A 25,646-nucleotide genomic window follows, 5' to 3' on the forward strand; every position below is an offset into this window, starting at 1 on the left:
GTGACTGCGTACCTTTTGTATAATGGGTCAGCGACTTACATTCAGTAGCAAGGTTAACCGATTAGGGGAGCCGTAGAGAAATCGAGTCTTAATAGGGCGTTTAGTTGCTGGGTGTAGACCCGAAACCGGGTGATCTATCCATGAGCAGGTTGAAGGTTGGGTAACACTAACTGGAGGACCGAACCCACTGTCGTTGAAAAGCCAGGGGATGACTTGTGGATAGGGGTGAAAGGCTAATCAAACTCGGTGATAGCTGGTTCTCCCCGAAAGCTATTTAGGTAGCGCCTCGGACGAATACCATTGGGGGTAGAGCACTGTTTCGGCTAGGGGGTCATCCCGACTTACCAAACCGATGCAAACTCCGAATACCAATGAGTACTATCCGGGAGACAGACTGCGGGTGCTAACGTCCGTAGTCAAGAGGAAAACAATCCAGACCGCCAGCTAAGGCCCCAAAATTATAGTTAAGTGGGAAACGATGTGGGAAGGCATAGACAGCTAGGAGGTTGGCTTAGAAGCAGCCACCCTTTAAAGAAAGCGTAATAGCTCACTAGTCGAGTCGGCCTGCGCGGAAGATGTAACGGGGCTAAAACTATATGCCGAAGCTGCGGATTTACACATTAGTGTAAGTGGTAGGGGAGCGTTCTGTAAGCCGATGAAGGTGGATTGAGAAGTCTGCTGGAGGTATCAGAAGTGCGAATGCTGACGTGAGTAACGACAAAACGGGTGAAAAACCCGTTCGCTGAAAGACCAAGGGTTCCAGTCCAACGTTAATCGGGGCTGGGTGAGTCGACCCCTAAGGCGAGGCCGAGAGGCGTAGTCGATGGGAAATTGGTTAATATTCCAATACTTCAGTGTAATGCGATGAGAGGACGGAGAAGGTTAAGTCAGCCTGGCGTTGGTTGTCCAGGTGAAAGGAAGTAGGCATGTATCTTAGGCAAATCCGGGGTACTCTATGCTGAGATCTGACAGCAAGCTGTACTTGTACAGTGAAGTGGCTGATACCATACTTCCAGGAAAAGTCTCTAAGCTTCAGTTACACTGGAATCGTACCCGAAACCGACACAGGTGGTCAGGTCGAGTAGACCAAAGCGCTTGAGAGAACTCTGCTGAAGGAACTAGGCAAAATGGTACCGTAACTTCGGGAGAAGGTACGCTGCTTTTGGTGATGGAACTTGCTTCCTGAGCTGAGAGCAGCCACAGAAACCAGGCCCCTGCAACTGTTTATTAAAAACATAGCACTCTGCAAACACGAAAGTGGACGTATAGGGTGTGATGCCTGCCCGGTGCTGGAAGGTTAATTGATGGGGTTAGCGTAAGCGAAGCTCTTGATCGAAGCCCCAGTAAACGGCGGCCGTAACTATAACGGTCCTAAGGTAGCGAAATTCCTTGTCGGGTAAGTTCCGACCTGCACGAATGGCATAATGATGGGGGCGCTGTCTCCAGCAGAGGCTCAGTGAAATCGAAATCGCCGTGAAGATGCGGTGTACCCGCGGCTAGACGGAAAGACCCCGTGAACCTTTACTGCAGCTTGACATTGAACTTTGATCTTACTTGTGTAGGATAGGTGGGAGGCTTTGAAACCGAGACGCTAGTTTCGGTGGAGCCAATCTTGAAATACCACCCTGGTAATATTGAGGTTCTAACTCTGCTCCATTATCTGGAGCGAGGACCATGTCTGGTGGGTAGTTTGACTGGGGCGGTCTCCTCCTAAAGAGTAACGGAGGAGTACGAAGGTGCGCTCAGCGTGGTCGGAAATCACGCGTAGAGTATAAAGGCAAAAGCGCGCTTAACTGCGAGACCCACAAGTCGAGCAGGTACGAAAGTAGGTCTTAGTGATCCGGTGGTTCTGTATGGAAGGGCCATCGCTCAACGGATAAAAGGTACTCTGGGGATAACAGGCTGATACCGCCCAAGAGTTCATATCGACGGCGGTGTTTGGCACCTCGATGTCGGCTCATCTCATCCTGGGGCTGAAGCAGGTCCCAAGGGTATGGCTGTTCGCCATTTAAAGAGGTACGCGAGCTGGGTTTAGAACGTCGTGAGACAGTTCGGTCCCTATCTACCGTGGGCGCTGGAAATTTGAGAGGATCTGCTCCTAGTACGAGAGGACCAGAGTGGACGAACCTCTGGTGTACCGGTTGTGACGCCAGTCGCATCGCCGGGTAGCTATGTTCGGAAGGGATAACCGCTGAAAGCATCTAAGCGGGAAGCCTACCTCAAGATAAGATTTCCCTTGGACTTTATGTCCACTAAAGAGCCGTTGAAGACTACGACGTTGATAGGTTGGATGTGGAAGTGCGGTGACGCATGAAGCTGACCAATACTAATTGCTCGTGAGGCTTGACTATACAACACCCAAACAGTTGTTGTATCAAGCATCAATTGATTCGATATTAAGCAAAATAACTTGATTTAGTTAACGCTTAAGAACAAAATATGCAACTTAGATATGATCTGTTAATAACTCATTTGACCAAGCAACGGCACTGAAAAGATAAGACCAAATGCAAAGTCATAACAGTTGTGCTGGCGACAATAGCAAGAGTGAACCACCTGATCCCTTCCCGAACTCAGAAGTGAAACCTCTTAGCGCTGATGGTAGTGTGGGGTTACCCATGTGAGAGTAAGTCATCGCCAGCTCATTATTCGAAACACCCTCTGACTAGTGCAGGGGGTGTTTTTTTATGTGTGGAAAAAAGATAAAAGGGGGCGATAATAAAGCGTTGGAAATCCAACGCTATAAATCGACCTAAAACGATAAAATTATCTTAACTGACATCGTGCATGCTTTAATGCAGTTCTTAACCCTTCTTCTAAAGTTGGATGATAAAAGGGTTTATTTAAAATTTCATGAATGGTTCGTTCTTCTGAAATCATCCAGGCTAACATAAGCCAATGACTGCATAATTTGAATTGTGGGCGGGTATCCAACGAATATCATGGTCCATTCTGACCAAGGCTCACAGCACTGTAGTCGTGATTTTAGAGCGCTATTATTGATGAATAACAGCATCCAAAGCATGTCTAGACGAGGCCTTGCGCAGTATATTGCTCATGGGATAATGCAGTAACAGAAAGCTTCTTTCACACATTTAAAGGTCATGTGGTACATGGCAGTGTATTTTTGACCCGAAAAGAAGCCAATGTTGTCTTGTTTGACTATATTGAGATTTACTACAATCGAGTGAGAAGGCTCTCTGCAAATGGTTGGTTAAGCCCAGAAGCCTTTGAGCAGAAATATTTTAAGAATTTAGAGGGATAGGTTGTCCACGATACTGCCTGGGATCATTATTTGGCTACCTTTATCGGGTAAATTTTATATTTAAAATATCAATATCCTAAATATTCGATTAAAAAAAACCTGCTTAAAAAGCAGGTCATTGATTTAGAAAAATGAAGTCACTTAAGCAAAAATATTACAAGCTGCAGATGCTAGAATCCATAAAATCACCACTGCAACGATAGGCTCTACAATTTTTGACCAAGTTGGTACTTGTACTTCAGTTGTCACGTCATCTTGCGTATGTTGTTGATTAACCATTTGATTGAACTCCTTCATTGATGCTTCTAATGATATCTCTTCTTGCAGATTTGGTTTAGAACCAAGGAGCTCTGTTAGGTTGTTTGTTGACCAAACCCAATCATCCGCTTGACCAGAAAGATGTTCAATTTGTCCATTGAGTAATTCTCGAATACTTTGTGGCGAATGTGAGCCTGTATCATGAAGTTGTTTTAATTCATTTAATTGTAAATGAAAAACTTCTGTAGTTAGGTTTTCGAGTTCAGAGCGTTCTAATGTTGATGCATTTGAAGGGTTTGTAGTGAGATGGCGTGAAACTTCCTGAATATAGAGTTCATCAGGCTGAGTAATTTCTTGATAAACCTTTTCGCCATTAATGCGTAGCTGATGAATTAATTCACCTAAGGTTAAAGCATTAATTTCACGTAAATGTTGTCGTTTTTCTTCACGATTTAAATGACTTAAAAGCATAGGCTTTTGAGATTCTATTTGTTCGACAAAATATTGTACTAAATCAAAAGCCATTATTCGCTTCCTTATTCTTTAATCGAGCAACCTTAAACCCGGTTTTTTCTTCGGCTGCTCTTGTTGTTCTTGGTCGTTTGATTTTAAAGCATTTTGATCATTCTGAATACCTTCATATTCTTGAGGATCGAAGAACATGCCTTGACCATTTTCACGTGCATAGATACCTAGAACAGCAGAAAAGGGGATATAGAGGTTTTGCGAAACGCCACCAAAGCGTGCAGAGAAAGTAATCGTCTCATTGCTCATATGCAGCGCATGCGTTGCATGGGGTGCAATATTCAGGACAATTTGGCCATCTTGGATATATTGAACTGGTACCATCGTACCATTCTGTGTCGCATCGACAAGTAGGTACGGTGTAAGTTGATTGTCACAAATCCATTCATAAAGTGCCCGTGTTAAGTATGGACGCGTTGGAGTGAGTTGTAGTTCCTGTTCAGACATAATGCTTACTCGAATATTTATGGGAAATTAATTTTTTGCTAAAAGCTCGCTATAGCGATTTTTTTCCTGCAATGTCATCGATTTGATAAATGCAGGACGGCTAAAGATGCGTTGGCAATAGAGAAATATAGGGCGGCATTGCTGTTTGGGAAGCTCAATCCCCATGGCTTTTAGGCGCAGAAATACAGGTGCGAGCATACAGTCTAACATGCTAAATTGTTCAGACATAAAATAAGGATAATGCTGAAACAAGGGGGTTAGTGAAATGAGTGTATCACGTAATTGTTTTTGTGCTTTTTGTTTGGCTTTTTCATCGAGGGTATCGGGATGGCGAAGCATAATATCGGCAAGTCTTAACCAATCTTGTTCGAAGCGCCATACATATTGACGTTGCTCTGCACGAGGCATGGGTGCATCTGCATACAGTTTATTTTGACGATATCGGTCATCCAGATATTCGGCAATAATACTGCTTTTATAGAGTTTTAGGCCATTTTCAATCATCATCGGAAGTTGATTGTAGGGATTTAAACTTGCAAGATCTTCGTCTTCATCATCAGCAATAATTAAATTATGTTTGATTTGCTTCTCTGCAAGTACATAGCGTATCCAGTGTGAGCGAAAGTCATCCGCATGACTGTAAAGCGTAATCCCTTGAAGAGGTGCATTTTCGACTGACATAATCCGAGACGATGAGAAATGAATAAGATAGGATACTAAAATTAGACAGTAAAATCACGGGGACTTTAGCAATATCAATGCAGCTACAGTGAAAATTACAGTTTTGTTTTATTTGATTTTATCTGATAGCTTTTCATGTCATTCATTTACCTGATCGTCACCGCATGATGACCATTGCACTTGTACAAAAATTATTATTTTTAGCTGCTGTTATTTTTATGGGCATTGGCTTTTATACGGCACTCGCTGGAGGTTATGCCTCTGATTATGGAGCAGAGGATGATAGCCTAGAACAAAAAAGCAAAATGACCATCTGTACAATTACACTAACACTGTCGGTTATATGCTTAATTGCGAGTTTGAGTCTTTTTGTTTATCGGATCGTTATTCTATTTGCATCATCTTCATAAAAATTAAGACATAAAAAAACCTTGGCATAAGCCAAGGTTTTTTGTCCGATTCGGTAAACGAATTAACGTTTAGAGAATTGAGGACGTTTACGAGCTTTACGTAAACCAAGTTTCTTACGTTCAACTTCACGAGCATCACGAGTAACGAAACCAGCTTGACGAAGAGCAGGTTTAAGAGTTTCGTCAGAAGCAATCAATGCACGAGTAATACCGTGACGGATAGCGCCTGCTTGACCACCGATACCACCACCAGCAACAGTGATGTAAAGGTCATATTTCTCAGTAGCTTCTAAAAGCTCAAGTGGTTGGTTAACAACCATACGAGCAGTTTCACGACCGAAATATTGTTCTAAAGAACGGTTGTTGATTACGAGTTTACCAGTACCAGCTGATAGGAAAACACGTGCAGTTGCGGTCTTACGGCGACCTGTACCATAGTTAGTAGCCATGTGCTGTATCCCTTAGATGTCCAAAACTTGTGGCTGTTGAGCAGTATGTGGATGCTCAGTACCAGCGTACACTTTCATTTTCTTGATCATTGCATAACCAAGAGGACCTTTTGGCAACATGCCTTTTACAGCACGTTCGAAGATTTCTTCTGGTTTGTGAGCAACTAATTTTTCGAAATTAGTTTCACGAATACCACCAGGGAAACCAGTGTGGCGATAATATTTCTTATCAAGTGATTTTTTACCAGTCACTTGAACTTGCTCAGCATTGATAACAACGATGTAGTCACCAGTGTCAACGTGAGGAGTATAAGAAGTTTTGTGCTTACCGCGTAAACGACGAGCGATTTCAGTCGCAAGGCGACCTAAAGTTTTGCCAGAAGCATCAACAACGTACCAGTCGTGTTGAACTTCAGCTGGCTTAGCGCTGAGAGTTTTCATTAAACCACTACCTATTATAGTTGGTTTGGACTATGGAAGCTGTCCAAACAAAAGGAGACGCGATTCTATACGAATACGTGAAGAATCACAAATGAAAATATAAAATTTCAAGCGCTGTATTGTAGTATATTTCTTCAGCAATAAACAGCAGATAATCCAGAAATTATAAAAAAAGCGGGTGAATGTAAATCATGTCGAATTCTAATCTGTTAAAAACCACACCTGACCCCTTATTTTGGCGACATTGGTGGTATTTAATGGGCTTATGTAGCACCTTGATTTTAAGCCCAACTTTTTTGTATTTGGTGTCTTTGCATGGGGCGGATGGCGCAATCATCGTTTTGTTAATGATGCTCACTTTATTTTTCCTTAGTTATTTATTGGTTTATCTGTTGATTGGATTATTGCTTGTGGGCGGTATGTTTTTTGGCTGATAACGAACTACCCGCAGCATGTACCGACCGTTCAGCGCGGCATTGTAATTCTTATTGCACTGATTTGGATCATTGGCATTTCAGGTTTTGCTTTCGATTTCATTCCATACAATGTCGCACAACGCGGTTATTTTTGAGTTTTAGTCCGATATTTTTAGTCAATAAAATTAGGTCTGTCATGTGCATCACACAGTATAATAATGCTATTGCACACACAGGATAGACCCATGCTGCCTTTATATATCACGAGCGGTGAACCCGCAGGTATCGGACCTGATATTTGTTTGAGCTTAGCCAATCGAATAGATGAAAGGCCACTTGTGGTTCTTATTGATAAAGATTTGCTGCTCAAGCGTGCTCAACAGTTAAAGCTCGAAGTTGAACTGATTGACTATGTTGGGCAGGAGGAGTCGGCAGCTCTAGGTCAGCTTTATGTAGAACATGTGCCTGTGACTAAACCTGTCATCGCAGGTCAGTTAGATGTGAATAATGCAGCCTATGTGTTGGAACAATTACGTCGTTCTGCAGATTATGCGATGTCTGGCAAAAGTGTAGGTGTTGCAACTGCACCTGTGCAAAAGTCAATTATTAATGATGCCGGTATCCATTTCAGCGGACATACGGAGTTTTATCAAGAATTTGCAGGCGTTGATCGTGTCGTGATGATGCTTGCGACCAAAACGCTCCGTGTCTCATTGGCAACTACACATTTACCGCTTCGTGATGTAGCCGATGCCATTACTCAAGAACGTTTGCATCAAGTCATCGATATATTAATTCATGACTTAAAAACCAAATTTAAAAAAGATCATCCGCATATTTTAGTCTGCGGTTTAAATCCGCATGCGGGTGAAGATGGCTATTTGGGCATGGAGGAGATTGAAGTGATCAATCCGGTGCTAGAGCGTTATCGCGCTCAAGGGGTGAATATGAGCCTGAGCTTACCTGCCGATACCTTATTTACCCCTGAAAATTTAAAAGATGCAGATGCGGTTTTGGCGATGTATCACGATCAGGGCTTGCCTGTGTTAAAGTCGCAGGGTTTTGGCGAAGCCATCAATATCACTTTGGGCTTACCATTTATTCGGACTTCAGTGGATCACGGCACAGCACTGTCACTGGCTGGAACCGGGCTTGCTAAAAGTTCGAGTTTACAGGTGGCGGTTGATTTGGCTTTAGAATTAGCACGTGCGAAAAATAACGAAACTTAATAATAAAGGTTTGAATTTTATATGAATAATAGTAAAAAATTATCAAAAATAAAACAGGAAAAAAACAAGATGCTTAGGGCGAAATCGATCATTCGCCCATTTTTTGGGATTGCGTTAGCGTTGATGCTGTCAGCATGCTCAACGCTCGCTACAGATCATCATTCTTGTGAATTAAAAGTATTATCGCTGCAAATTCCAAAACAGACGGAAGGATTTATACGTTTTGCATCACCGGCTGCCGTGGATGGCTTTAAACATAATCAGCAAAAATTTAATCAAGCGCTGACTGCGGTGCATAAAAAATATGCGAATCGTGATGGTGCTGATAAAATGCTTCAAGATGGACAGGCAATCAATGCTAATATTGATCTGCTTGTACAGCATCAAAATAGCCTGAGTGCGCTATATGAATCTCAACTTCTTGTAAGTGAAACCATTCCGGGTATTCAAGCTGAATATAACATTCTGGCTGATATGATGGCTAGAGTAAACAATTCAGCTATTCAAGCAATGATTGCCAAAAATCAAGTCTATATTGCGGGACGAATGTTGAGTTCTTTGCTGAAGTTAACTGATGTGAATTCTATTCATCCAGACGATTTAGATGACTTTTTAGCAGATTTTGAAACTTTCAATATTTATTTGAAGGCTCAACTGAATGGTAATCCCGAACTGGGTGTAGAGCGCGTAAACAATGCTGAAATGCGTGAAAGTTTGCTCTCCATTCAAGCTGAAACTGAAGAAATGATGAAATCTGAAACAATGGCTTTGTTGCAACAAAGAGAGCCATTGCTCAGTGTAATTAAAGCGGCTCGGGATAATGTGACCAAGTCCGAAGAAATTTTTGCTCGCTTGAGTGAATTTGAATCAAGTCAGTAATCGTTGTAATAAACCTATGCGGAGAATTTTATGTATCAAATTAATGCCCTAAACCCAAAAGATGAAGGGCATCACACGCGTAAGCGGTTTGGACAGAATTTCTTACATGATCAACGTGTTATTGCCAAAATTGTACGTTCGGTAAATCCGCGTACTGGTGACAATATTGTCGAAATTGGTCCCGGTCTTGCTGCGCTTACATCGCCTTTAATTGGTGAATGTGATGCTCTAACTGTGGTTGAGCTGGACCGTGACTTAGCCGCAGGTTTGCCGGGCCGTGTGCCGCATCCCGAGCGCTTGACCATTGTTGAAACCGACGCGCTGAAATATGACTTTACCGAGCTGTTTGCCGAAGGCCGTCCACTGCGTGTGGTTGGTAACTTGCCGTATAACATCTCGACTCCGCTGCTGTTTCATCTCTTGGAGTTTGGCGACAAAGTCAAAGACATGCACTTCATGCTGCAAAAAGAAGTCGTGGACCGTATTACCGCTTCACCGAATACTAAAGAATACGGCCGTTTATCGGTGATGATCCAATACTTCTGTAAACCGACGTTTTTATTTGAAGTGCCGCCGGGTTCGTTTAATCCGCCGCCAAAAGTCACCTCTGCGGTATTCCGTTTAGAGCCTTATGCCGTTAAACCGATTGTGGCGAAAAATGAAAAAGCGCTTGCGCGTTTGGTTTCACATGTCTTTACTCAACGCCGTAAGACGTTACGCAACAGCTTAAAAGGCATGTTGGTTGAAGACGGTTTTGAAAATGCAGGGGTTGATCCAATGGCGCGTCCAGAAACCCTAACACTTGCAGAATTTGTCGCATTAGCAGATCAAATGGTGGCTTAAATAATTATGACTCGCTCTATTCGCTATAACTATGTCATTGGTGATGTTCAAGGCTGTTTTGAAGCATTAAAAGCTTTACTGAAAGAGATCAAGTTTGATGCAGACCAAGATTTTATATGGTTTGCCGGTGATCTCGTCGCACGGGGTGAAAACTCGGTAGGCGCTTTGCGGTTCATCAAAAAATTAGTGGATAGTGAAGTTGCGGCGACGGTACTGGGCAATCATGATCTGACTTTGCTGGCATGCGCTCGTGGTATTAAGGATATCAATCCTAAAGACAATATCGATGATGTGATTCACGCTTTAGAAAGTGATGATTTGATCGATTGGTTACGCAAGCAGCCGCTGTGTCTATTTCCGAATGAGCAAACCATTTTGACTCATGCGGGTATTCCTTTGAATTGGACTGCGCAGCAAACCGCAGACTTGGCAAAGGAAGTGGAAGCGGTGATTGGTCATGACGACTTTGATGTGGTCGATGCGTTTCTTCAAGTGATGTACGGTAAAGAGCCGAACCTATGGTCGGATGATTTGTCTGGTCATGCGCGCTTACGCTGTATTACCAACTATTTGACCCGCATGCGCTTAACCGATGCAGAAGGTCGATTAGAGTTCAGTTTTAAAGATTCACTCGATGACCCTATGCCGAAGGGTTTTAAGCCATGGTTTGAGTTTGAGTCACAAGCAGCTCAGACCCATCAAATTCTTTTTGGTCATTGGGCTGCTTTACAAGGAAAAAGCATTTCAGCAAAAATCCAAAATGTGGATGGCGGATGTGTCTGGGGCAATCAGTTGATGGCCTATCGTTTAGAAGATCAGCACATGTTTGCTGTCGATAATCCTGTAATGTAAGTATTTAAAAATAAAAAAGCCGCATTGATGCGGCTTTTTATTGGTGTGAGGATTAGTCTAAACGAATCCAAGTTTGGTTACGACCTAAGACTGAAACGCCAATACTTGCACGGATCGAAATACGTTTTCCTGTGCTGTTTAAGCGCACTTTAGCATCATAAACTTTGCCAGAAAGAGGGTCGATAATACGACCTTTTTCATAATTATTGGTGCTATTTATTTGTTTTAAGCCTTTAATAATCTCCATGCCGAGAATCGGTTGGTTGGTATAAGGTGCAGGGCACTTATTGCAGTTTTTTTGCGGTGTATAGCCCGGACGTGGTGTAATTTTAATAATTTTACCGGTATAGGTATTATTGGATTCTTTGTGAATCGAAATAATTGCTTTTGCAGCTCCTGTTTTATCGTCAATTTGTTGCCATGTGCCAGCAATGTCATTTGCAAATGCAACATTCATCATACCCAATGTACATAGGCTGAATAATATTTTTTTAAACATGATCGCTTGTCCCCGAGAAGCATGATTTATGAGCACGTATGTTAGAAAGTTTATGAGAATAGTCAACTTTAATTTAAAAATAATTTGAAGATATTCGGAATAAGAAAAACCGCCATGTCGGCGGTTTTTTTACTTGTTTGAGGTTACTCTTGGCGAATCCAAGTTTGGCTACGACCAAGTGCAGAAACACCCATATAACCCCGTAAAGTTAGGCGTTTCCCACTGGCATTTAAACGGATTTTTGTGTCGTAAACTTTGCCTGAAAGAGGGTCAATAATACGGCCTTTGTCGTAGTTATTAGTGCCTTCAATATGTTTTAAACCTGTTAAGATATCAAGGCCTAAGATTGGCTTGTTTTTGTAGGGTGCAGGGCAGTTTACGCAGGTGTCGCGTGGTGTATAGCCCGGACGCGGCGTCACTTTGATGATTTTACCCACGAATGTGCCATTACTTTCTTTACGGATTTCAATAATGGCTTTTTGTGAACCTGTTTTATCATCAATTTGTTGCCAAGTTCCTGAAAGGTCTTGAGCAAAAGCTGAACCACTCATTACAGCAGCTAAGAATAAGAGGCTCACTTTTAATTTTTTCATCAGATATTCCCTGTAGGTGGTTCACCTATATCAAATCAATTTACTGAATAAATTTAAAATTTATTCAGCGCGAATCCATGTCTGTGTACGACCAATTGCGGAAATCCCCAGATATCCACGTAAATGTAAGCGCTTACCATTGGCAGAAATTTTGCCTTTTAAGCTGTAAATTTTGCCTGCTAAAGGATCAATAATTTTTCCTTGAGAGTAGGTATTTTCACTTTCAAGTTTCAGCCCCTTAAATACATCCATCCCTAAAATAGGCTGGTTGGTATAAGGTGCAGGGCAATTCACACATTTTTCCTTTGGTGTATAACCCGGACGTGGCGTCACTTTCACAATTTTGCCGGTATAGGTGTCTTTGGCATCTTTTCGAATTTCGATCAGTGCTTTAGGCGAACCGGTTTTATCGTCAATTTGTTGCCAAGTCCCTGTAAGATCTTGAGCATAGAGTGCAGAGCTTGTGACTACAGCACCAAATAATGCAGCCCATTTCAAACTTTTTTCGATCATATTAATAATCCTTTATCAATACACTTTGTGAGGGTTTATTGATCATACTAGGTAATATTTGAACTTAGAGCAACTACTCTAAGCCTAAATATTTACATTTTATTCGGGAAAGTTGACATGTTGCACAAAAGTGCCTTTACCAAAAATGTAACATCCACAGCACATCGTTCAATGTGTTGTGGTGTACCCTAGAATTTATATTAAGTTTATTTTTTATACAAAACAATCATTTAAAAGTGATTGCTCAGTCACATATTTTGTAGATAGAGTATGAAAGTTGGCAACCAGATTGCTGTGAATACTGCATTTACCGCCATGCCAAATGCCGCATAGCGCCCAGCAATGCTGCCGCGCTGCCAAGCTTGAGCTGTGCCAATTGCATGTGCAGCAAGTCCTAAGGCGAGTCCTGATGCACGTTCATCATGAATATTTTTGAGTATGATGGGTGAAAATGCTGCACCAATCACCCCTGATAAAATCACAATCAAAATCACCAAAGGAATCGGGGAATGCAGTAGCGTAGCAATGTTGATGGCAATAGGGGTCGTCACAGCTCGTGTAGCGAAAGCCATAATGGTTGGATCAGACAGATGCAGTAAATAAGCCAGCCCCATAGGGAGGGCAACGGCACTGATACTGGCAAAGACTAAAATCCCGCCTACGGCTTTTAATGGTAAGTCATCGTAACGCATCGCTGCTAAAGGAATGGCTAGAGCCACCGTGACATAGCCGAGTAAGTTATTGAATAGTGGATTCACCTGTGTCATATAACTTTCATAGGAAATGCCAAACAGATAGAGCATACCAATGACGAAAAACATCCCAATCACAATCACGGGGATTTGCGGTAATTTTTTATTAATGGGTTTTGCTACAAGATAGGCGATCAGGGTAATGATGAATCCAGAGAGGATTGAAAGCATGTTGATTCTCCTTATAGCCATTTCTTAGACATTTTTGCGTAGACCCACAGCGGTATGAGGGTGCTGACAAAGAGAACAATCAAAAATATCGGAATTTCATCGCCTAAATGCATCATCATCAGCAATGAGCCTGCACTAATGGGTAAGAAGGCAAAGGCACTTTCTTTCATGATTTTATTATTGGTGTCGACCAAACTGGCCGGAATTTTGTTGAATTTTCTCCAAAATGAAAGCACGATCAGTAAGCTAATCAGTCCGACGAGATTGCCTAATTCGGGGTGATTGAATTGCTTCATGACCCAGACCGCGCCTTCACGGAAAATAATAATTAATGCAATAGTGCCTATCCAGGCTTTCCAGTCGATGCGCTTGATCCAGTCCATTTTTGTCTTTCGTTAAAATTATACTAATCAAGTTTTAACCGATTTAGTCTTTAATTTCAAATTCTTCAAGTGGACGTTGAAATTGTTGCGCACGCGTTCCCAAGATTTCTTCGATGGGTAAATGTGCCTGTTTAATCAGTTGTTCTAACTTATGTGGGGCAATGATGACGTGCAGAATCAAGTTGCCTTGTTCATCATAACTTTCATTTTGGATCACATTGAGCGCATACAGTTGTGTTCTTAATTTGCCATAAGCCGGTTTTAGACGAACTTCAAAGCTTTGAATCTGTCCCATTAAGCATTCTTGAACCGCTTGGCGTAATAAGGGTAGACCTTTACCACTATGTGCTGAGACATAAACACGTTCCGGCTGATGTGGCTTGCCATAGATGATTTTAGGATCTTCGCCACTGACATCAATTTTGTTATAAACGCGCAGAATCGGAACATCGACACCAATTTCTTTCAGTACTTTTTCGACAGCCTCGATTTGTTCCATCATGTCAGGACTGCTGGAGTCAATGACATGTAACAATAAGGTCGCCTCCAACGTTTCTTCTAAGGTGGCTTTAAACGACTCGACCAGTGAGTGCGATAAATTACGCACAAAACCTACAGTATCTGCGAGCACTAAGTTGCCGATGCCATCCCAATGTAGACGGCGTAAAGTTGGGTCAAGTGTCGCAAACAGTTGGTCTGCTGCATAGACATCACTTTTTGCTAAATTATTAAATAAGGTCGATTTACCCGCATTGGTATAACCCACCAATGACACGGTTGGAACAGCAGCTTTTTGACGTGCCACACGACCTTGCATACGTGTCTGGCGGACTTTCTCAAGTTTCGCTTTGAGTTGTCCCATACGGAGCTTGAGTAGACGACGGTCAGTTTCCAGCAGCGTTTCACCCGGTCCACGTAGGCCGATCCCACCTTTTTGGCTATCGAGATCGCCACGACTACGAATCAGCCGTGAAGCCATATGTTGTAATTGAGCCAACTCAACTTGCAATTTACCTTCATAGGTACGTGCGCGTTGGGCAAAAATATCTAAAATTAATTCTGTACGATCGACCACACGACAACGCATGATGCGTTCAAGATTACGTGCTTGGGCAGGGGTGAGGGCATGGTCAAAGATGACCAATTCGGCTTCATGCTCTGCAACCACTTCTGCAATTTCTTCAGCCTTCCCTGAACCAATAAATAATTTGGCATCAGGCTTGATACGCTGTGCATACACATGTTGCAGAATATTGGCACCTGCAGATTGAGCTAGTAAGTGGAATTCTTCGGCATCAAGGTCTGCGAGCATTTGTACTGCCACACTGACTAAAATTACGCGTTCACCGCTCGCTTGATGTTGATTTAAATTTTCCACTCAGCACACACTCCTGTTTAAAGATTCATTTTAGGCGAAAATGCAGTGCGAGGGTTAATCTAAGTGAGGGATTAATGGCTAAGTTGCTGTATGACCTGCTGTTCAATTAGAGAAAGCTGCGAAAGCTCAGCGCCAATAAAAAAAGCACACTCATATACATCAGTGAAAAACCTGCAATGGCTTTTAAAGCTTGCCATGACGAAATAGGGGGATGGTCCGAATGTGAGTGATTCATGATTTATAACCTTTAAAACCGATATAAAAATGATATTTGATTTTTAAAAACGATTTAAATGGGAAAATATTATCTTCGACTTCGGTTTTTATGATCAATGCAAAAAAACTGTCTTCGGTATATGATGATGAAAATTTACGCCAAATTGTGGCACCGTGTCCTTTTAGTGAACCGTTTATGAATCAACCTCAAATCGTCAATACACCGCAAATTAATGTGTTTTTAAAATTTTATTTGTATTGTAAAAAAGTCGGTGCAGCAGCCGTTGCTGTGACGCAGGGTTTTTATTTGGTTTATCGTCATCAATTGTATAAAGACCCGAATAACCCGCAAAATACCCGCTATGTGCAGTATTTTTGTCGCAAGTTATGCAAAGTATTTAATCTTGAAGTCAAAGTACATGGTGAAATTCCACGTCAACCCGCCCTTTGGGTAAGTAATCATATTTCATGGTTAGACGTTGCAGTTTTGGGTTCAGGTGCACGTGTTTTCTTTTTGGCTAAAGCTGAAATTGAAAAATGGCCAGTGCTGGGTAATTTGGCGAAAGGCGGTGGCACGTTATTTATTAAGCGTGGCTCTGGCGACTCGATTAAAATTAAAGAACAAATTACGGGCTTCTTAAAACAAGATACGCCGGTACTCTTTTTCCCAGAAGCCACCACTTCAGATGGCAGCAAAATTAAAAAAATTCATGGTCGTATTTTAGGTGCGGCGATTGAAGCCGAACGCCCAGTCCAAATTTGTTTAATTTGCTATGTAAATCAAGAGGGTGAATTGGACAATATTGCGCCCTATGTCGGAGACATTAGCTTTGATCGACATGTCAAAAATGTCTTAGAAATGCCGAATGTCACTGCGCATCTAATGACATTGCCCGCAATTGATTCGGCAGGTCATACTGTGGAAAGCTTGACGCAAGAAGTGCAGCAAAAAATGAATCAGGGATTAGCAGAGCTTCAAGCCAAAGTTCTTAAAGCGCCAGTTCCAGTTGAAGCTAAATAATTTAATGATACAGGCTGCAAGGGGATGCCTTTGCAGCACGATCCTTACATAAAGCCTTCGAGCGGCAACCAAGAAACAAATTTCACTCCTGCTTTTTGCCACCACTTGATTTTCGGTTCACGTGGATAAATACGCGTTTGACCATTTGATAGCTTAATTTTCCAATTGATTTGTTGGTCTGCATTGAGCACCAACTTATAGGCATATTTACTCAAATTTTCATCCATGGTGTAGTGGACGGCTTTGGCTAAACGTGGGCTATTCAGTAATACCCCAATTTCAGTATTTAAATATGCTGAGCGAGGGTCAAAGTTAAATGAACCAATAAAAACTTGTTTTTCATCAATTGCCATCAGTTTGGCATGCAGACTCGAACGGCTTAAACCTTTCAGACTAACTTTAGATTTTTCCGCCAACTCTTTGGTATTGGTGTTGAGGTTTTCTGCATCAGGTCTAGAGAGAAATTCATAGAGTTGAACGTCGTGTTCCAATAGATCTTGGCGATATTTGCTATAAAAAGCATGAACCAATGGCACGTCATTGGCCTGGAATGAGTTGGTCAAAACTCTGACTTTCACGCCATCGGCACTGAGGTTTTTTAGGCGTTCCGCACCTTGTTTTTCTGGAACAAAGTAGGCTGAAACGATATCGACACTTTGCTCCGGTTTATCTAAACGGTTGAGCAGCTGAAAGTTGAGATGCTCTTCTTTTTTGGCCTTAGATTTGATTTTGCTCGGGGAGTCTTTGACCACTTCGGCTTTGACCCAGTCAAATTGGATTTTATTGTTGAGCCAGTCATCAAAGGCATGTGAACGGTTGGCTAAGTCCAAATAATTGACCACAGTGGCTTCTTGGTTATAGTCATCGAGTTGTTGTTTGAGACTGTCAAAGCGCAAGCTATAGTGGCGTGGATTGACCAATTGGCGTACTGGAAAGGCATAATCATCATTCCAATATTCATCAAAAGAATGAATGATTTCATCGGATGCCGCACCGACCAACATGACGTCGACATCGGAAAATTGATAGTTATCACTGACGTTATAGTATTGGTTACTCATATTGCGACCACCAATCAGAGCAATTTGATTGTCTGCAATAAAGCTTTTGTTGTGCATACGACGGTTGATGCGTTTTAGATCCAGTACCATATCGACAGGGCGGAAATGTCGGAAGCGGTACGGGTTATACAGTTTGACATCAATATTGGCATGTTGGTCGAGTGCCATATAAATGCCTTCCATCTTTTTTGCATTATTGTCATCGACCAATAAACGAATTTTCACCCCACGATCTGCAGCTTTGATCATGGCATGCAGGGCCAAAGCACCAATTTTGTCGTTATCCCAAATATAGTATTGTAGATCTAAACTTTTTTCGGCTTTATTGATCAGTTCGATTCGAGCCGCTAAGGCTTCTAATGGGTCATATAGAACATGATAACCAGTTAAGTTAGGATTTTGTTCCCGTAACGGCAGCACAATTTTAGCAAGGCTAGTATCGTCAGTGGGAGTATTAAAGGCATATTCCACAGGTTGAGTTTGCTGTTTAGGCAAGGTACTACATGCAGATAAAGTCACAACAAGGCTACAACTCAGCAAAACCACCTTAGTGTGGTTATGTATGAAGGACAAATTTTGCTGTTTCAGTGTAGCTGAGTTCATACTGTTAGACATACTAAAAAATTTGATTTGAGTATAAGTGTCAGCTGTGAAAAGATAAATATAGTGACCGAGTTTTCTCGTTAGGCAAATTGTAGAGCAAATGTATGTGGGAATTAGATTCCGTAGTGATGTATTTTTATATCGGGTTGGCTGTGCTGGGCGTTTGGGCAATATCCCAAGCTTGGTTAAGCCAGTCGCGCACGGAAACGATTCATCCGTTTAAAGCCTTCGTACATTTGTTGGCGTTTTATCTCTCGTATTTACTTATCCCTTTATTCTTCTTTAGCTTTTATGCAGGCTGGAGTGGCTATTATTCACTACATGAAGCGATTTTTGTCGGTGCTGTTACGGGGCTTTTGTGCTATGCCCGATTTATCGAGCCGCACATGATTCAGGTGAAAAAATGTCAATATCAATTGCATGAAACACGACAATTATTAAAGCCTGTACGCATTGCCTTAATTGGTGATTTACACATTGGTTTATTTTCAGGTCATGAACGTCAGTTAAAAATGATCGTCGATAAAATCAATGCGCAAAATCCTGATTTGGTCGTGGTTGCAGGGGATTGGACTTACGAGCCAGAAAATAAGTTAGCTGAAGAATTGGCTGTACTGAAAAAAATTATTGCTCCAATTTATTCGGTGAATGGTAATCATGATGAGCAATATCCCGGTCCGCCTATTCAAGCGCTGTTAAAACATGCATTAGAAAGTAATCATGTGGTGGATATCGAAGGGCAAGTGGTTGAGTTTAATGAGTTTCGTTTATTAGGTGTTGGGGATTTGTGGGCAGGTAAAGCCGATATGCGCTATTTGCCAGAATTGCCACAAGATAAGCCTTGGATCATTTTGTCGCATAATCCAGATACCGTCGATATGGTACCTAAACTTCCCGGACGACCATTGATGTTGTCGGGTCATACCCATGGCGGGCAGGTACAACTGCCTTGGTTGACCGATTATGTAATGAAAAAAGTGTCGATTTTAGGCCATAAAAAAGGGCTATATCAGCATGACAATGCAGATGTCTTTGTCACTGTTGGTACGGGCATGGTTGGGGTACCTTTCCGTTTTCTTGTGCCACCGACCATTGATATTATCGAGTTGGTTTAATCAAAAACTACCGTTCATTATCGCTAAACGGTTTGGTGAATGTTCTTCTTGATGTAGAGCTACAGGCCTTGTTTGGTTAATAAAATTGAATCGTGCCATTCATTTGCTGTTTGAAATTAAGTGAATGACCGTGTCTTGGAACAGATGATGTGTATTGCTCAGTTGGATCTAAGCTGCATTCATGAATAAAATCGAAGTGATGTCAACTATAGAGTAGCTAATCAGGTCATTGACTCCATTTGAGACATAAAAAAGCCAGCAATAGGTGCTGGCTTTTTTATTATGTGCAGATTAAACCTGATTATTCACATCATCATTTTTAGTTTCGCGAATCATTAAGAACGCGATCAATGAAAGGATTGATGCTGCAGTTAGATAGTAACCTACTGCATATAAACCATAGCCAGTTGCAAGTTTAGTTGCGATCAGTGGCGCGAAAGATGCACCAAAAATACCAGCCATGTTAAAGGTTAAAGCTGAACCTGTGTAACGTACAGACGTTGGGAAGATTTCAGACAATACCGTACCAATTGGACCATAGGTTAAACCCATGATCGCAAGACCGATACATAGGAATAAGAACACCATCGCAGTACTGCCAGACTCAAGCATGCTTGAGAAGACTAAGCCAAACAATGCAGATACAACACATACCGCAATCGAAGTCGTTTTACGACCAAATTTTTCAGCAAATACAGCAGAAAGTGGAATGAAGGCAGCGAAACAAAGTGTGGCAACCAGTTGAAGTTTTAAAAATTCTTCACGTGTGTAACCCAGCTGGGTTGTACCCCATTGTAAAGCGAATACTGTGGTTAAGTAGAACACAACGAATGTACAAATCGCAGCAATCGTACCGAGAATTAACATCCCCCAGTGCTTAGTGATCACTTCTTTGAACGGAATATTTACTTCTTTTTGCTTATCCAATACTTTTTGGAACGCTGGTGTTTCATGTAATTTTAAACGAATCCACAGACCGACAATAACCAATAGAGCACTTGCAATGAATGGAATACGCCAACCCCATTGCATAAACTCAGCTTCAGACATGAAGTGACCTAAGGTCAAGAATGAGCCTGTTGCAAGAATAAAGCCGATTGGCGCGCCCAATTGAGGGAACATACCATACCAAGCACGTTTGCCTTCTGGCGCATTTTCAGTTGCAAGCAGCACGGCACCTGACCATTCACCACCTAAACCAAGACCTTGACCTAAGCGACAAAGTGCAAGCATGAGCGGAGCAGCGATACCAATTTGAGCATAGGTTGGAAGCAAGCCGATACATACTGTAGAAATCCCCATGGTGAGGAGAGCGGCAACTAATGTGGCTTTACGACCGATACGGTCACCTAAATGGCCAAAGAATGTTGCACCAATCGGGCGAGCAATAAAGGCAATCGCAAACGTCGCTAGAGATTGAATCGTTGCGGTTGTTGGATCTGTACTTGCAGGGAAGAACAGATGCGGGAAGATAATTACAGCCGCAGTTGCATAGATGTAGAAATCGAAGAACTCGATTGTGGTACCTACAAGACTTGCTGTAAGTACGCGGAATTTTGAATTTGTTGGTTGCTGTTCAGTGGCAGCAGCACTTGAAGACGCCATGGTGGACCTTACACTTACTAAAAATAATTGAACTTAGTTTTAAAAGCGTAATCTTTTTAAAAAAGGCGTAATTTCTTAAAAAAATACGAAATACCAACTTACGGACTGCGGAATTAGGGTCACTAAAGAATGCAGTGTCAGTGGGTTATATCACGTAGAGATAAATCGACAGGAAATGTGATCCTGCACCTATCAATACAAAAATATGCCAGATAGCGTGTGTATATCTTACCTTTTTTAAGGCATAAAACAATGCACCGATTGTATAAGATAGCCCGCCAATGATCAGGTAGGTTAAAGCTTGATCAGATAAAAAGCGTTGCATATCATCCATTACCAGTACTGCAAGCCATCCCATCACCAAATAGGCAATCAACGAAATCTTTTGAAAACGATGAATGAAAATTAATTTGAATAGTGTTCCAATTGCAGCAATGACCCACAGTGCAATGAGTAAATAATGCGCTTTTGCGGTAGGCAATGCGATTGCCAGAAACGGGGTGTAAGTACCTGCAATTAAATAATAGATTGCGGTATGGTCGAGTTTTTTGTACCAACCACGGCGCTCAGGAGATTCTGCGAAGTGATATAGACTCGAGGCTGAAAACAATAACAGCATACTGAATGCATACACCCAAAGTGAAAGCCATTGTCCAGTTGGAAGATATGATCCTTTTAAAATCAGTAGGATACCTGCGATGGCAGACAACGCTGCACCGAAAGCATGGGTATAGAAATTCAGTCTTTCTTCAGCTGGGTCATAAGCTAAAAGATGGGGAGTATTCATAACGTATCTTTTATAATAATTTAAATATACATATGTATAGTAATTCAATTTTGCTTTTGGTGTAAGAAGATTTAAAATTGTTTTGCAAATTTATCTAGGTTTATATTATGTCATCTTTGGCTTCTCCCTCTACGCAAGAGCAGCAATTTAAAACTATCATCACAAGTGCATGCCATAGCGTTTTATGCAGCTTTAGGTTTTGTTGTTGAAGGTGATGAATATTTAGATTGTGGTATTCCGCATCAAGATATGTATATGGCTTTGGCTTAAATACTTAAAATTGGACAGCTATAAATAAAAAACGCTTAATATTTTAAGCGTTTTTTATTTGCATAGATTGGGTCAAAGCTTAGTGACCATGATCATTCGATGCAGTAGGTTCAGGGCTCATGTCATCCATATGTGCATGTTGTTCTTCGGTCATATGCATGTCTGCTGCAGTCGGTGCAGATGCTTCACGAGCTGCTTGATCAGCTTGCGCCTTTTTCAACGCTTCTTCTGACATCACAGGGGCATTTTTAAATGCATGCTGTTGAGTATTGTCTTTTTTCTGTTGGCTCGGCATATAGTCTGGTTCATTGGTCACAGCAAGCCAGAAAATACCCATGAATAGCGCACCTAAAATACAGAAGATAATCAGTGCTTTCCAGCCCCATGGTGATTTTTCAGGAGAAGTATGATCTGTCATAACAAGCTACTCAATCGGATAAAAAGAAATCAAAAAACTTGTTACTTTATAACATAAAACAGATGAGAGTTCGCGTAAAATCTAGACTTGTTTGCAAACACGCGACTGCGAAGGAAAATCAAAAGGAGCCGAAGCTCCTTTTGATGTGATTGAACAGCAAAATTTGCATGCTCAAAATGAATAATTAAATCTTCTCAGCTTTCGCCACTTTGTCTTTCAGCAATTGCGGTGCTTTGAAGCGTTCGCCATATTTTGCTTCTAGTGTATTGGCACGAAGTAACGCTTTTTCCAAACCATATTGATTTAAAAATTGAAGTGCACCACCTGTCCAAGGGGCAAAACCAATCCCGAAGATTGAACCGATATTGCCATCGACAGTCGATTCCAAAACACCTTCTTCTAGGCAGCGTAAGGTATCGAGTGACTGTACAAACAGGAAGCGGTCAATCATTTCCTGTTCAGAAATAGCATTATCTTTCTGCCATTTGCTCAAGCCATCCCAGAGATGCTTTTTACCGCCTTCAGGGTATTCATAAAAGCCTGCGCCGGCAGCTTTACCTTTGCGTCCGAACTCATGAATCATCGTCTGAATCACCTCATCCGCACCTGAACGTGGTAGGTCTTTGCCTTCAGCTTGTAGGGCTTTACGGGTCTCGGCCGCAACATGCTCAGACAACGTTAAAGACACTTCATCTTGAATCGCCAATGGGCCTACAGGCATGCCAGCTTTTAGTGCAGCCATTTCAATGCGGGCAGGGTGTACGCCTTCAGCCAATAGACGTAAACCTTCTTGCACAAAGGTGCCAAAGACACGGCTAGTAAAGAAGCCACGACTGTCATTCACCACAATTGGTGTTTTGCCAATTTGCTGTACATAGTCATAGGCTTTGGCTAAGGTTTCAGCCGAGGTGTTTTTACCTTTAATAATTTCGACCAATTGCATTTTGTCGACAGGACTAAAGAAATGCAGACCGATAAATTTAGCTTGATCTTGAGATGCATTGGCTAAACCTGAAATAGGCAAAGTAGAGGTATTGGATGCAAAAATGCCGCTATCTGCCAGATAGGTTTCTGTTTCTTGCGTCACTTTGGCTTTCAGTTCGACATTTTCAAACACAGCTTCAATGATCAAGTCACAGCCTTGTAGGTCGGCAGCATCTGCAGTGGCATGAATCAGTCCTAAAACTTGATCACGTTTTTCTGCACTTAAACGACCTTGAGATACTTTTTTATCTAGCAGTTTTTGGCTATAGGCTTTACCTTTTTCAGCTGCTTCAACAGAAACATCTTTGAGTACAACTGCAATGCCTTTTGATGCCGTGGCATAAGCGATGCCTGCACCCATCATGCCTGCGCCTAAAATGCCGACTTTAGAGGCTTGCCATTTCGCGACGTCTTTTGGACGGCTTGCACCTGACTTAATGGCGTTAAGACCATGCCAAAAGGTGCCGATCATGTTTTTAGAAATTTGACCAGTTGCAAGGTAAGTAAAATAACGTGATTCAATCGTGAGCGCCGTATCGACATCGATTTGAGCACCTTCAACCGCTGCTGACATTATGGCTTCAGGCGCAGGGTAACAGCCCTTGGTTTTGTCACGCAGCATAGCAGGGGCAATGGCGAGCATTTGCGCCACTGCAGGTGAAGATGGCGTACCGCCCGGAATTTTGTAGCCTTTTACATCAAAGGGCTGCTGTGATTTTGGATTAGCTTTGACCCAAGAGATGGCTTTATCCATCAATTCTTCAAGGCTATCTGCCGTGTCTTGAATCAGTCCCAGTGATTTAGCTTTATCGACACCAATTTGTTTGCCTTCCATCAGGAGCGGAAATGCATTCTGCAGACCTAATAAACGTACCATACGTACAATACCGCCACCGCCCGGCAGTAAGCCTAAGGTCACTTCAGGTAAGCCAAATTTAGCCTTAGCATCATTAAGCGCAATACGATAATGACAGCCGAGTGCTAACTCCCAGCCACCGCCAAGCGCTGTGCCATTTAAAGCTGCCACAACTGGAATGCCACGGGTTTCGATATAACGCAGTTTAGCTTTCATCTCTTCAATCATATTGAAGAATTCAGTCGCATGTTCAGGTGTGGCTTGAATCAGTTCGTCTAAATCACCGCCTGCAAAGAAGGTTTTTTTGTTCGAGCGGAAAATAATCCCTGCAATATTTTCATCTGCTTGCAGTTTGTCTACCGTTTCAGCCAGTGCAGCACGGAAGTCTGCATTCATGGTGTTGGCAGATTGGTTTGGAGAATCTAAAGTTAAAATGACGATATTGTCGGCATTTTTTTCAAATTGAATTGCGCTCATTTTAGTCTCCTTATACCAACTCAATAATCGTTGCGATGCCCATACCGCCACCGACACACAAGGTCGCTAAACCGCGCTTTTTACCTTGGCGTTCTAGTTCATCCATCAGGGTTCCTAAAATCATGGCGCCTGTTGCACCCAGCGGATGTCCTAATGCAATTGCGCCGCCATTCACATTGACTTTGGCAGGGTCAACCTTGAGTTCGGTCATAAAACGCATCACCACTGCAGCAAAGGCTTCATTCACTTCAAACAGATCAATATCATCAATGGTTAGGCCAGCTTTGGCTAAGGCTTTACGTGCAGCAGGTGCAGGGCCAGTCAGCATAATCGTCGGGTCTGCGCCCACCAATGCAGTTGCAAGCACTTTGGCGCGCGGTTTCAGGCCTTGCTCTTTGACCGCTTTTTCAGAGGCAAGCAATACTACGGCAGCACCATCGACGATGCCCGATGAGTTCCCTGCATGGTGTACATGGTTGACTGCGCCGACTTCAGGATATTTTTGCAAGGCGATGGCATCAAAGCCCATTTGCCCCATCATGGCAAAACTTGGGTTGAGTTTGCCTAAGCCTTCTGCTGTGGTCGTTGGTTTAATAAATTCATCTTTGGCTAAAACAGTGATGCCTGCTTTGTCTTTAACTGGAACGACAGACTTGTCAAAATAACCATTGGCTTGAGCTGCGGCGGCTTTTTGCTGAGAGCTGGCTGCAAAGGCATCCACATCTGCTCGGCTGTAACCGTCAATGGTGGCAATTAAATCTGCCCCAATGCCTTGCGGAATAAAATCACAGGCCATATTGGTTTCAGGGTCGAGCGCCCAAGGGCCGCCGTCACTGCCCATTGGCACACGAGACATCGACTCTACACCGCCAGCCACCACAAGGTCTTCCCAGCCAGAACGCACCTTTTGCGCTGCCATATTCACAGCTTCTAAACCTGATGCACAAAAACGGTTGATTTGAACGCCTGCTACATCATTGTCCCAACCTGCTGCAATGGCTGCGGTTTTGGCAATGTCTGCGCCTTGGTCACCAATTGGAGTTACACAGCCCAGTACAATGTCGTCTACTGCAGCGGTGTCAAATTGATGGCGGTTTTGCAATTCGTTCAATAAACCGGTCAGTAGGCTGATGGGTTTAACGGCATGCAGTGAACCATCTTTTTTACCTTTTCCGCGGGGCGTGCGAATGGCATCAATGATGTAAGCCTCGCTCATAATCCTGTCCCTATGATCTATAAATTTTTATTG

General features: G+C 42.4%; 25 protein-coding genes, 2 rRNA genes and 3 pseudogenes. 12 read left to right on the forward strand and 18 right to left on the reverse strand.

Going from position 1 to position 25,646, the window contains the following annotated elements; all coding sequences use genetic code 11:
• A 23S ribosomal RNA gene (locus FTU17_RS10980) occupies window positions 1–2,351 on the forward strand; the annotation flags it as partial.
• A gap of 177 nt (window positions 2,352–2,528) precedes the next feature.
• Window positions 2,529–2,643: ribosomal RNA gene (gene rrf, locus FTU17_RS10985) — 5S ribosomal RNA — on the forward strand.
• Between the two features lie 123 nt (window positions 2,644–2,766).
• On the opposite strand, the pseudogene FTU17_RS17525 reads toward rrf, so the two are convergent.
• Window positions 2,767–2,892, reverse strand: a pseudogene (locus tag FTU17_RS17525) (hypothetical protein); the annotation flags it as partial.
• 32 nt (window positions 2,893–2,924) lie between these two features.
• On the opposite strand from FTU17_RS17525, the pseudogene FTU17_RS10990 reads away from it, so the two are divergent.
• Window positions 2,925–3,265 (forward strand): annotated as a pseudogene (locus FTU17_RS10990) (IS3 family transposase); the annotation flags it as partial.
• 141 nt (window positions 3,266–3,406) lie between these two features.
• On the opposite strand, the gene FTU17_RS10995 reads toward FTU17_RS10990, so the two are convergent.
• The 3 genes from FTU17_RS10995 to FTU17_RS11005 are packed head-to-tail and all read right to left on the reverse strand — an operon-like array spanning window position 3,407 to window position 5,176.
• Window positions 3,407–4,048: a hypothetical protein gene (locus FTU17_RS10995; RefSeq protein ID WP_180060222.1), complete on the reverse strand. Its 642-nt coding sequence runs from the start codon at window positions 4,046–4,048 to the stop codon at window positions 3,407–3,409.
• An 18-nt stretch (window positions 4,049–4,066) separates the two neighbouring features.
• Window positions 4,067–4,495, reverse strand: coding sequence for a ClpXP protease specificity-enhancing factor (locus FTU17_RS11000; protein ID WP_078194278.1), 429 nt, complete (start codon window positions 4,493–4,495; stop codon window positions 4,067–4,069).
• Between the two features lie 27 nt (window positions 4,496–4,522).
• On the reverse strand, window positions 4,523–5,176 hold the full coding sequence (locus FTU17_RS11005; protein ID WP_180005135.1) for a glutathione S-transferase N-terminal domain-containing protein: 654 nt from the start codon (window positions 5,174–5,176) through the stop codon (window positions 4,523–4,525).
• A 164-nt stretch (window positions 5,177–5,340) separates the two neighbouring features.
• Here FTU17_RS11005 and FTU17_RS11010 point away from each other — a divergent pair, with 164 nt between their 5' ends.
• Window positions 5,341–5,586: a hypothetical protein gene (locus FTU17_RS11010; RefSeq protein ID WP_180005134.1), complete on the forward strand. Its 246-nt coding sequence runs from the start codon at window positions 5,341–5,343 to the stop codon at window positions 5,584–5,586.
• Between the two features lie 62 nt (window positions 5,587–5,648).
• Here FTU17_RS11010 and rpsI read toward each other — a convergent pair whose 3' ends face one another.
• On the reverse strand, window positions 5,649–6,035 hold the full coding sequence (rpsI, locus tag FTU17_RS11015) for a 30S ribosomal protein S9 (RefSeq protein WP_078190115.1): 387 nt from the start codon (window positions 6,033–6,035) through the stop codon (window positions 5,649–5,651).
• 12 nt (window positions 6,036–6,047) lie between these two features.
• Window positions 6,048–6,476 carry a 50S ribosomal protein L13 gene (rplM, locus tag FTU17_RS11020; protein WP_004722943.1) on the reverse strand — a complete coding sequence of 143 codons (429 nt, stop codon included), beginning with the start codon at window positions 6,474–6,476 and terminating at the stop codon, window positions 6,048–6,050.
• 191 nt (window positions 6,477–6,667) lie between these two features.
• Here rplM and FTU17_RS11025 point away from each other — a divergent pair, with 191 nt between their 5' ends.
• From FTU17_RS11025 to FTU17_RS11045, 5 genes are all read left to right on the forward strand, one after another.
• A complete protein-coding gene (locus tag FTU17_RS11025; RefSeq protein ID WP_180060224.1) occupies window positions 6,668–6,910 on the forward strand; it encodes a hypothetical protein in 243 nt (80 codons plus the stop codon).
• Window positions 6,911–7,137: 227 nt separating this feature from the next.
• Window positions 7,138–8,121 (forward strand): 4-hydroxythreonine-4-phosphate dehydrogenase PdxA, encoded by a 984-nt coding sequence (gene pdxA / locus FTU17_RS11030; protein ID WP_180135481.1) that lies wholly within the window; start codon window positions 7,138–7,140, stop codon window positions 8,119–8,121.
• Between the two features lie 21 nt (window positions 8,122–8,142).
• On the forward strand, window positions 8,143–9,000 hold the full coding sequence (locus FTU17_RS11035) for a pilus assembly protein PilJ (RefSeq protein WP_180135483.1): 858 nt from the start codon (window positions 8,143–8,145) through the stop codon (window positions 8,998–9,000).
• A 30-nt stretch (window positions 9,001–9,030) separates the two neighbouring features.
• The gene (gene rsmA, locus FTU17_RS11040; RefSeq protein WP_180024991.1) at window positions 9,031–9,843 is read left to right on the forward strand and encodes a 16S rRNA (adenine(1518)-N(6)/adenine(1519)-N(6))-dimethyltransferase RsmA; all 813 of its coding nucleotides are present in this window, start codon (window positions 9,031–9,033) and stop codon (window positions 9,841–9,843) included.
• A 6-nt stretch (window positions 9,844–9,849) separates the two neighbouring features.
• Complete coding sequence (locus FTU17_RS11045; protein ID WP_180085435.1) at window positions 9,850–10,695, forward strand: symmetrical bis(5'-nucleosyl)-tetraphosphatase; 846 nt, start codon at window positions 9,850–9,852, stop codon at window positions 10,693–10,695.
• 52 nt (window positions 10,696–10,747) lie between these two features.
• Here FTU17_RS11045 and FTU17_RS11050 read toward each other — a convergent pair whose 3' ends face one another.
• From FTU17_RS11050 to hflX, 6 genes are all read right to left on the reverse strand, one after another.
• On the reverse strand, window positions 10,748–11,194 hold the full coding sequence (locus FTU17_RS11050) for a DUF2147 domain-containing protein (protein ID WP_180135485.1): 447 nt from the start codon (window positions 11,192–11,194) through the stop codon (window positions 10,748–10,750).
• A gap of 143 nt (window positions 11,195–11,337) precedes the next feature.
• Complete coding sequence (locus tag FTU17_RS11055) at window positions 11,338–11,787, reverse strand: DUF2147 domain-containing protein (RefSeq protein WP_168379558.1); 450 nt, start codon at window positions 11,785–11,787, stop codon at window positions 11,338–11,340.
• A 60-nt stretch (window positions 11,788–11,847) separates the two neighbouring features.
• Window positions 11,848–12,300, reverse strand: a complete 453-nt coding sequence (locus tag FTU17_RS11060) for a DUF2147 domain-containing protein (protein WP_111884999.1) — start codon at window positions 12,298–12,300, stop codon at window positions 11,848–11,850.
• Between the two features lie 248 nt (window positions 12,301–12,548).
• Window positions 12,549–13,223: an LrgB family protein gene (locus tag FTU17_RS11065; RefSeq protein WP_180050323.1), complete on the reverse strand. Its 675-nt coding sequence runs from the start codon at window positions 13,221–13,223 to the stop codon at window positions 12,549–12,551.
• Between the two features lie 11 nt (window positions 13,224–13,234).
• A complete protein-coding gene (locus FTU17_RS11070) occupies window positions 13,235–13,606 on the reverse strand; it encodes a hypothetical protein (protein ID WP_180135487.1) in 372 nt (123 codons plus the stop codon).
• Between the two features lie 43 nt (window positions 13,607–13,649).
• Window positions 13,650–14,984: a ribosome rescue GTPase HflX gene (hflX, locus tag FTU17_RS11075; protein WP_180135489.1), complete on the reverse strand. Its 1,335-nt coding sequence runs from the start codon at window positions 14,982–14,984 to the stop codon at window positions 13,650–13,652.
• A gap of 412 nt (window positions 14,985–15,396) precedes the next feature.
• Here hflX and FTU17_RS11080 point away from each other — a divergent pair, with 412 nt between their 5' ends.
• Window positions 15,397–16,221, forward strand: coding sequence for a 1-acyl-sn-glycerol-3-phosphate acyltransferase (locus FTU17_RS11080; protein WP_180135502.1), 825 nt, complete (start codon window positions 15,397–15,399; stop codon window positions 16,219–16,221).
• A gap of 44 nt (window positions 16,222–16,265) precedes the next feature.
• Here FTU17_RS11080 and FTU17_RS11085 read toward each other — a convergent pair whose 3' ends face one another.
• Complete coding sequence (locus tag FTU17_RS11085) at window positions 16,266–17,885, reverse strand: phospholipase D family protein (RefSeq protein WP_306670316.1); 1,620 nt, start codon at window positions 17,883–17,885, stop codon at window positions 16,266–16,268.
• 104 nt (window positions 17,886–17,989) lie between these two features.
• Here FTU17_RS11085 and FTU17_RS11090 point away from each other — a divergent pair, with 104 nt between their 5' ends.
• On the forward strand, window positions 17,990–19,000 hold the full coding sequence (locus FTU17_RS11090) for a metallophosphoesterase (RefSeq protein ID WP_180050311.1): 1,011 nt from the start codon (window positions 17,990–17,992) through the stop codon (window positions 18,998–19,000).
• A 291-nt stretch (window positions 19,001–19,291) separates the two neighbouring features.
• On the opposite strand, the gene FTU17_RS11095 is transcribed toward FTU17_RS11090, so the two are convergent.
• Window positions 19,292–20,605, reverse strand: coding sequence for an MFS transporter (locus FTU17_RS11095; protein ID WP_078194265.1), 1,314 nt, complete (start codon window positions 20,603–20,605; stop codon window positions 19,292–19,294).
• Between the two features lie 145 nt (window positions 20,606–20,750).
• Complete coding sequence (locus FTU17_RS11100; protein WP_180055229.1) at window positions 20,751–21,392, reverse strand: hemolysin III family protein; 642 nt, start codon at window positions 21,390–21,392, stop codon at window positions 20,751–20,753.
• A 147-nt stretch (window positions 21,393–21,539) separates the two neighbouring features.
• Between FTU17_RS11100 and FTU17_RS11105 the strand changes: the two are divergent.
• Window positions 21,540–21,662 (forward strand): annotated as a pseudogene (locus FTU17_RS11105) (GNAT family N-acetyltransferase); the annotation flags it as partial.
• A gap of 79 nt (window positions 21,663–21,741) precedes the next feature.
• Here the strand turns inward: FTU17_RS11105 and FTU17_RS11110 are convergent.
• The 3 genes from FTU17_RS11110 to FTU17_RS11120 all read right to left on the reverse strand — a co-directional run bounded on the left by FTU17_RS11110 (window position 21,742) and on the right by FTU17_RS11120 (window position 25,613).
• Window positions 21,742–22,080, reverse strand: coding sequence for a hypothetical protein (locus FTU17_RS11110; RefSeq protein ID WP_078190097.1), 339 nt, complete (start codon window positions 22,078–22,080; stop codon window positions 21,742–21,744).
• A gap of 184 nt (window positions 22,081–22,264) precedes the next feature.
• The gene (locus tag FTU17_RS11115) at window positions 22,265–24,397 is read right to left on the reverse strand and encodes a 3-hydroxyacyl-CoA dehydrogenase NAD-binding domain-containing protein (protein WP_180135493.1); all 2,133 of its coding nucleotides are present in this window, start codon (window positions 24,395–24,397) and stop codon (window positions 22,265–22,267) included.
• 10 nt (window positions 24,398–24,407) lie between these two features.
• Window positions 24,408–25,613 (reverse strand): acetyl-CoA C-acetyltransferase, encoded by a 1,206-nt coding sequence (locus FTU17_RS11120; protein WP_180135495.1) that lies wholly within the window; start codon window positions 25,611–25,613, stop codon window positions 24,408–24,410.
• Window positions 25,614–25,646 lie beyond the last annotated feature (33 nt).

Source organism: Acinetobacter sp. YH12070 (genome assembly GCF_013419625.1).
Classification (GTDB): Bacteria; Pseudomonadota; Gammaproteobacteria; order Pseudomonadales; family Moraxellaceae; genus Acinetobacter; species Acinetobacter amyesii.

What these genes read in the sequence shown, in the direction of transcription:
- FTU17_RS11110 (WP_078190097.1), bottom strand. Translation starts at nt 22,080, where the DNA reads ATGACAGATCATACTTCTCCTGAAAAATCACCATGGGGCTGGAAAGCA.
- FTU17_RS11070 (WP_180135487.1), bottom strand. Translation starts at nt 13,606, where the DNA reads ATGGACTGGATCAAGCGCATCGACTGGAAAGCCTGGATAGGCACTATT.
- FTU17_RS11085 (WP_306670316.1), bottom strand. Translation starts at nt 17,885, where the DNA reads ATGAACTCAGCTACACTGAAACAGCAAAATTTGTCCTTCATACATAAC.
- FTU17_RS11010 (WP_180005134.1), top strand. Translation starts at nt 5,341, where the DNA reads ATGATGACCATTGCACTTGTACAAAAATTATTATTTTTAGCTGCTGTT.
- FTU17_RS11080 (WP_180135502.1), top strand. Translation starts at nt 15,397, where the DNA reads ATGAATCAACCTCAAATCGTCAATACACCGCAAATTAATGTGTTTTTA.
- FTU17_RS11035 (WP_180135483.1), top strand. Translation starts at nt 8,143, where the DNA reads ATGAATAATAGTAAAAAATTATCAAAAATAAAACAGGAAAAAAACAAG.
- FTU17_RS11100 (WP_180055229.1), bottom strand. Translation starts at nt 21,392, where the DNA reads ATGAATACTCCCCATCTTTTAGCTTATGACCCAGCTGAAGAAAGACTG.
- pdxA (WP_180135481.1), top strand. Translation starts at nt 7,138, where the DNA reads ATGCTGCCTTTATATATCACGAGCGGTGAACCCGCAGGTATCGGACCT.
- FTU17_RS11000 (WP_078194278.1), bottom strand. Translation starts at nt 4,495, where the DNA reads ATGTCTGAACAGGAACTACAACTCACTCCAACGCGTCCATACTTAACA.
- FTU17_RS10995 (WP_180060222.1), bottom strand. Translation starts at nt 4,048, where the DNA reads ATGGCTTTTGATTTAGTACAATATTTTGTCGAACAAATAGAATCTCAA.
- FTU17_RS11060 (WP_111884999.1), bottom strand. Translation starts at nt 12,300, where the DNA reads ATGATCGAAAAAAGTTTGAAATGGGCTGCATTATTTGGTGCTGTAGTC.
- FTU17_RS11055 (WP_168379558.1), bottom strand. Translation starts at nt 11,787, where the DNA reads ATGAAAAAATTAAAAGTGAGCCTCTTATTCTTAGCTGCTGTAATGAGT.
- FTU17_RS11045 (WP_180085435.1), top strand. Translation starts at nt 9,850, where the DNA reads ATGACTCGCTCTATTCGCTATAACTATGTCATTGGTGATGTTCAAGGC.
- FTU17_RS11115 (WP_180135493.1), bottom strand. Translation starts at nt 24,397, where the DNA reads ATGAGCGCAATTCAATTTGAAAAAAATGCCGACAATATCGTCATTTTA.
- FTU17_RS11005 (WP_180005135.1), bottom strand. Translation starts at nt 5,176, where the DNA reads ATGTCAGTCGAAAATGCACCTCTTCAAGGGATTACGCTTTACAGTCAT.
- FTU17_RS11025 (WP_180060224.1), top strand. Translation starts at nt 6,668, where the DNA reads ATGTCGAATTCTAATCTGTTAAAAACCACACCTGACCCCTTATTTTGG.
- rplM (WP_004722943.1), bottom strand. Translation starts at nt 6,476, where the DNA reads ATGAAAACTCTCAGCGCTAAGCCAGCTGAAGTTCAACACGACTGGTAC.
- FTU17_RS11090 (WP_180050311.1), top strand. Translation starts at nt 17,990, where the DNA reads ATGTGGGAATTAGATTCCGTAGTGATGTATTTTTATATCGGGTTGGCT.
- FTU17_RS11050 (WP_180135485.1), bottom strand. Translation starts at nt 11,194, where the DNA reads ATGTTTAAAAAAATATTATTCAGCCTATGTACATTGGGTATGATGAAT.
- FTU17_RS11095 (WP_078194265.1), bottom strand. Translation starts at nt 20,605, where the DNA reads ATGGCGTCTTCAAGTGCTGCTGCCACTGAACAGCAACCAACAAATTCA.
- rpsI (WP_078190115.1), bottom strand. Translation starts at nt 6,035, where the DNA reads ATGGCTACTAACTATGGTACAGGTCGCCGTAAGACCGCAACTGCACGT.
- rsmA (WP_180024991.1), top strand. Translation starts at nt 9,031, where the DNA reads ATGTATCAAATTAATGCCCTAAACCCAAAAGATGAAGGGCATCACACG.
- FTU17_RS11120 (WP_180135495.1), bottom strand. Translation starts at nt 25,613, where the DNA reads ATGAGCGAGGCTTACATCATTGATGCCATTCGCACGCCCCGCGGAAAA.
- FTU17_RS11065 (WP_180050323.1), bottom strand. Translation starts at nt 13,223, where the DNA reads ATGCTTTCAATCCTCTCTGGATTCATCATTACCCTGATCGCCTATCTT.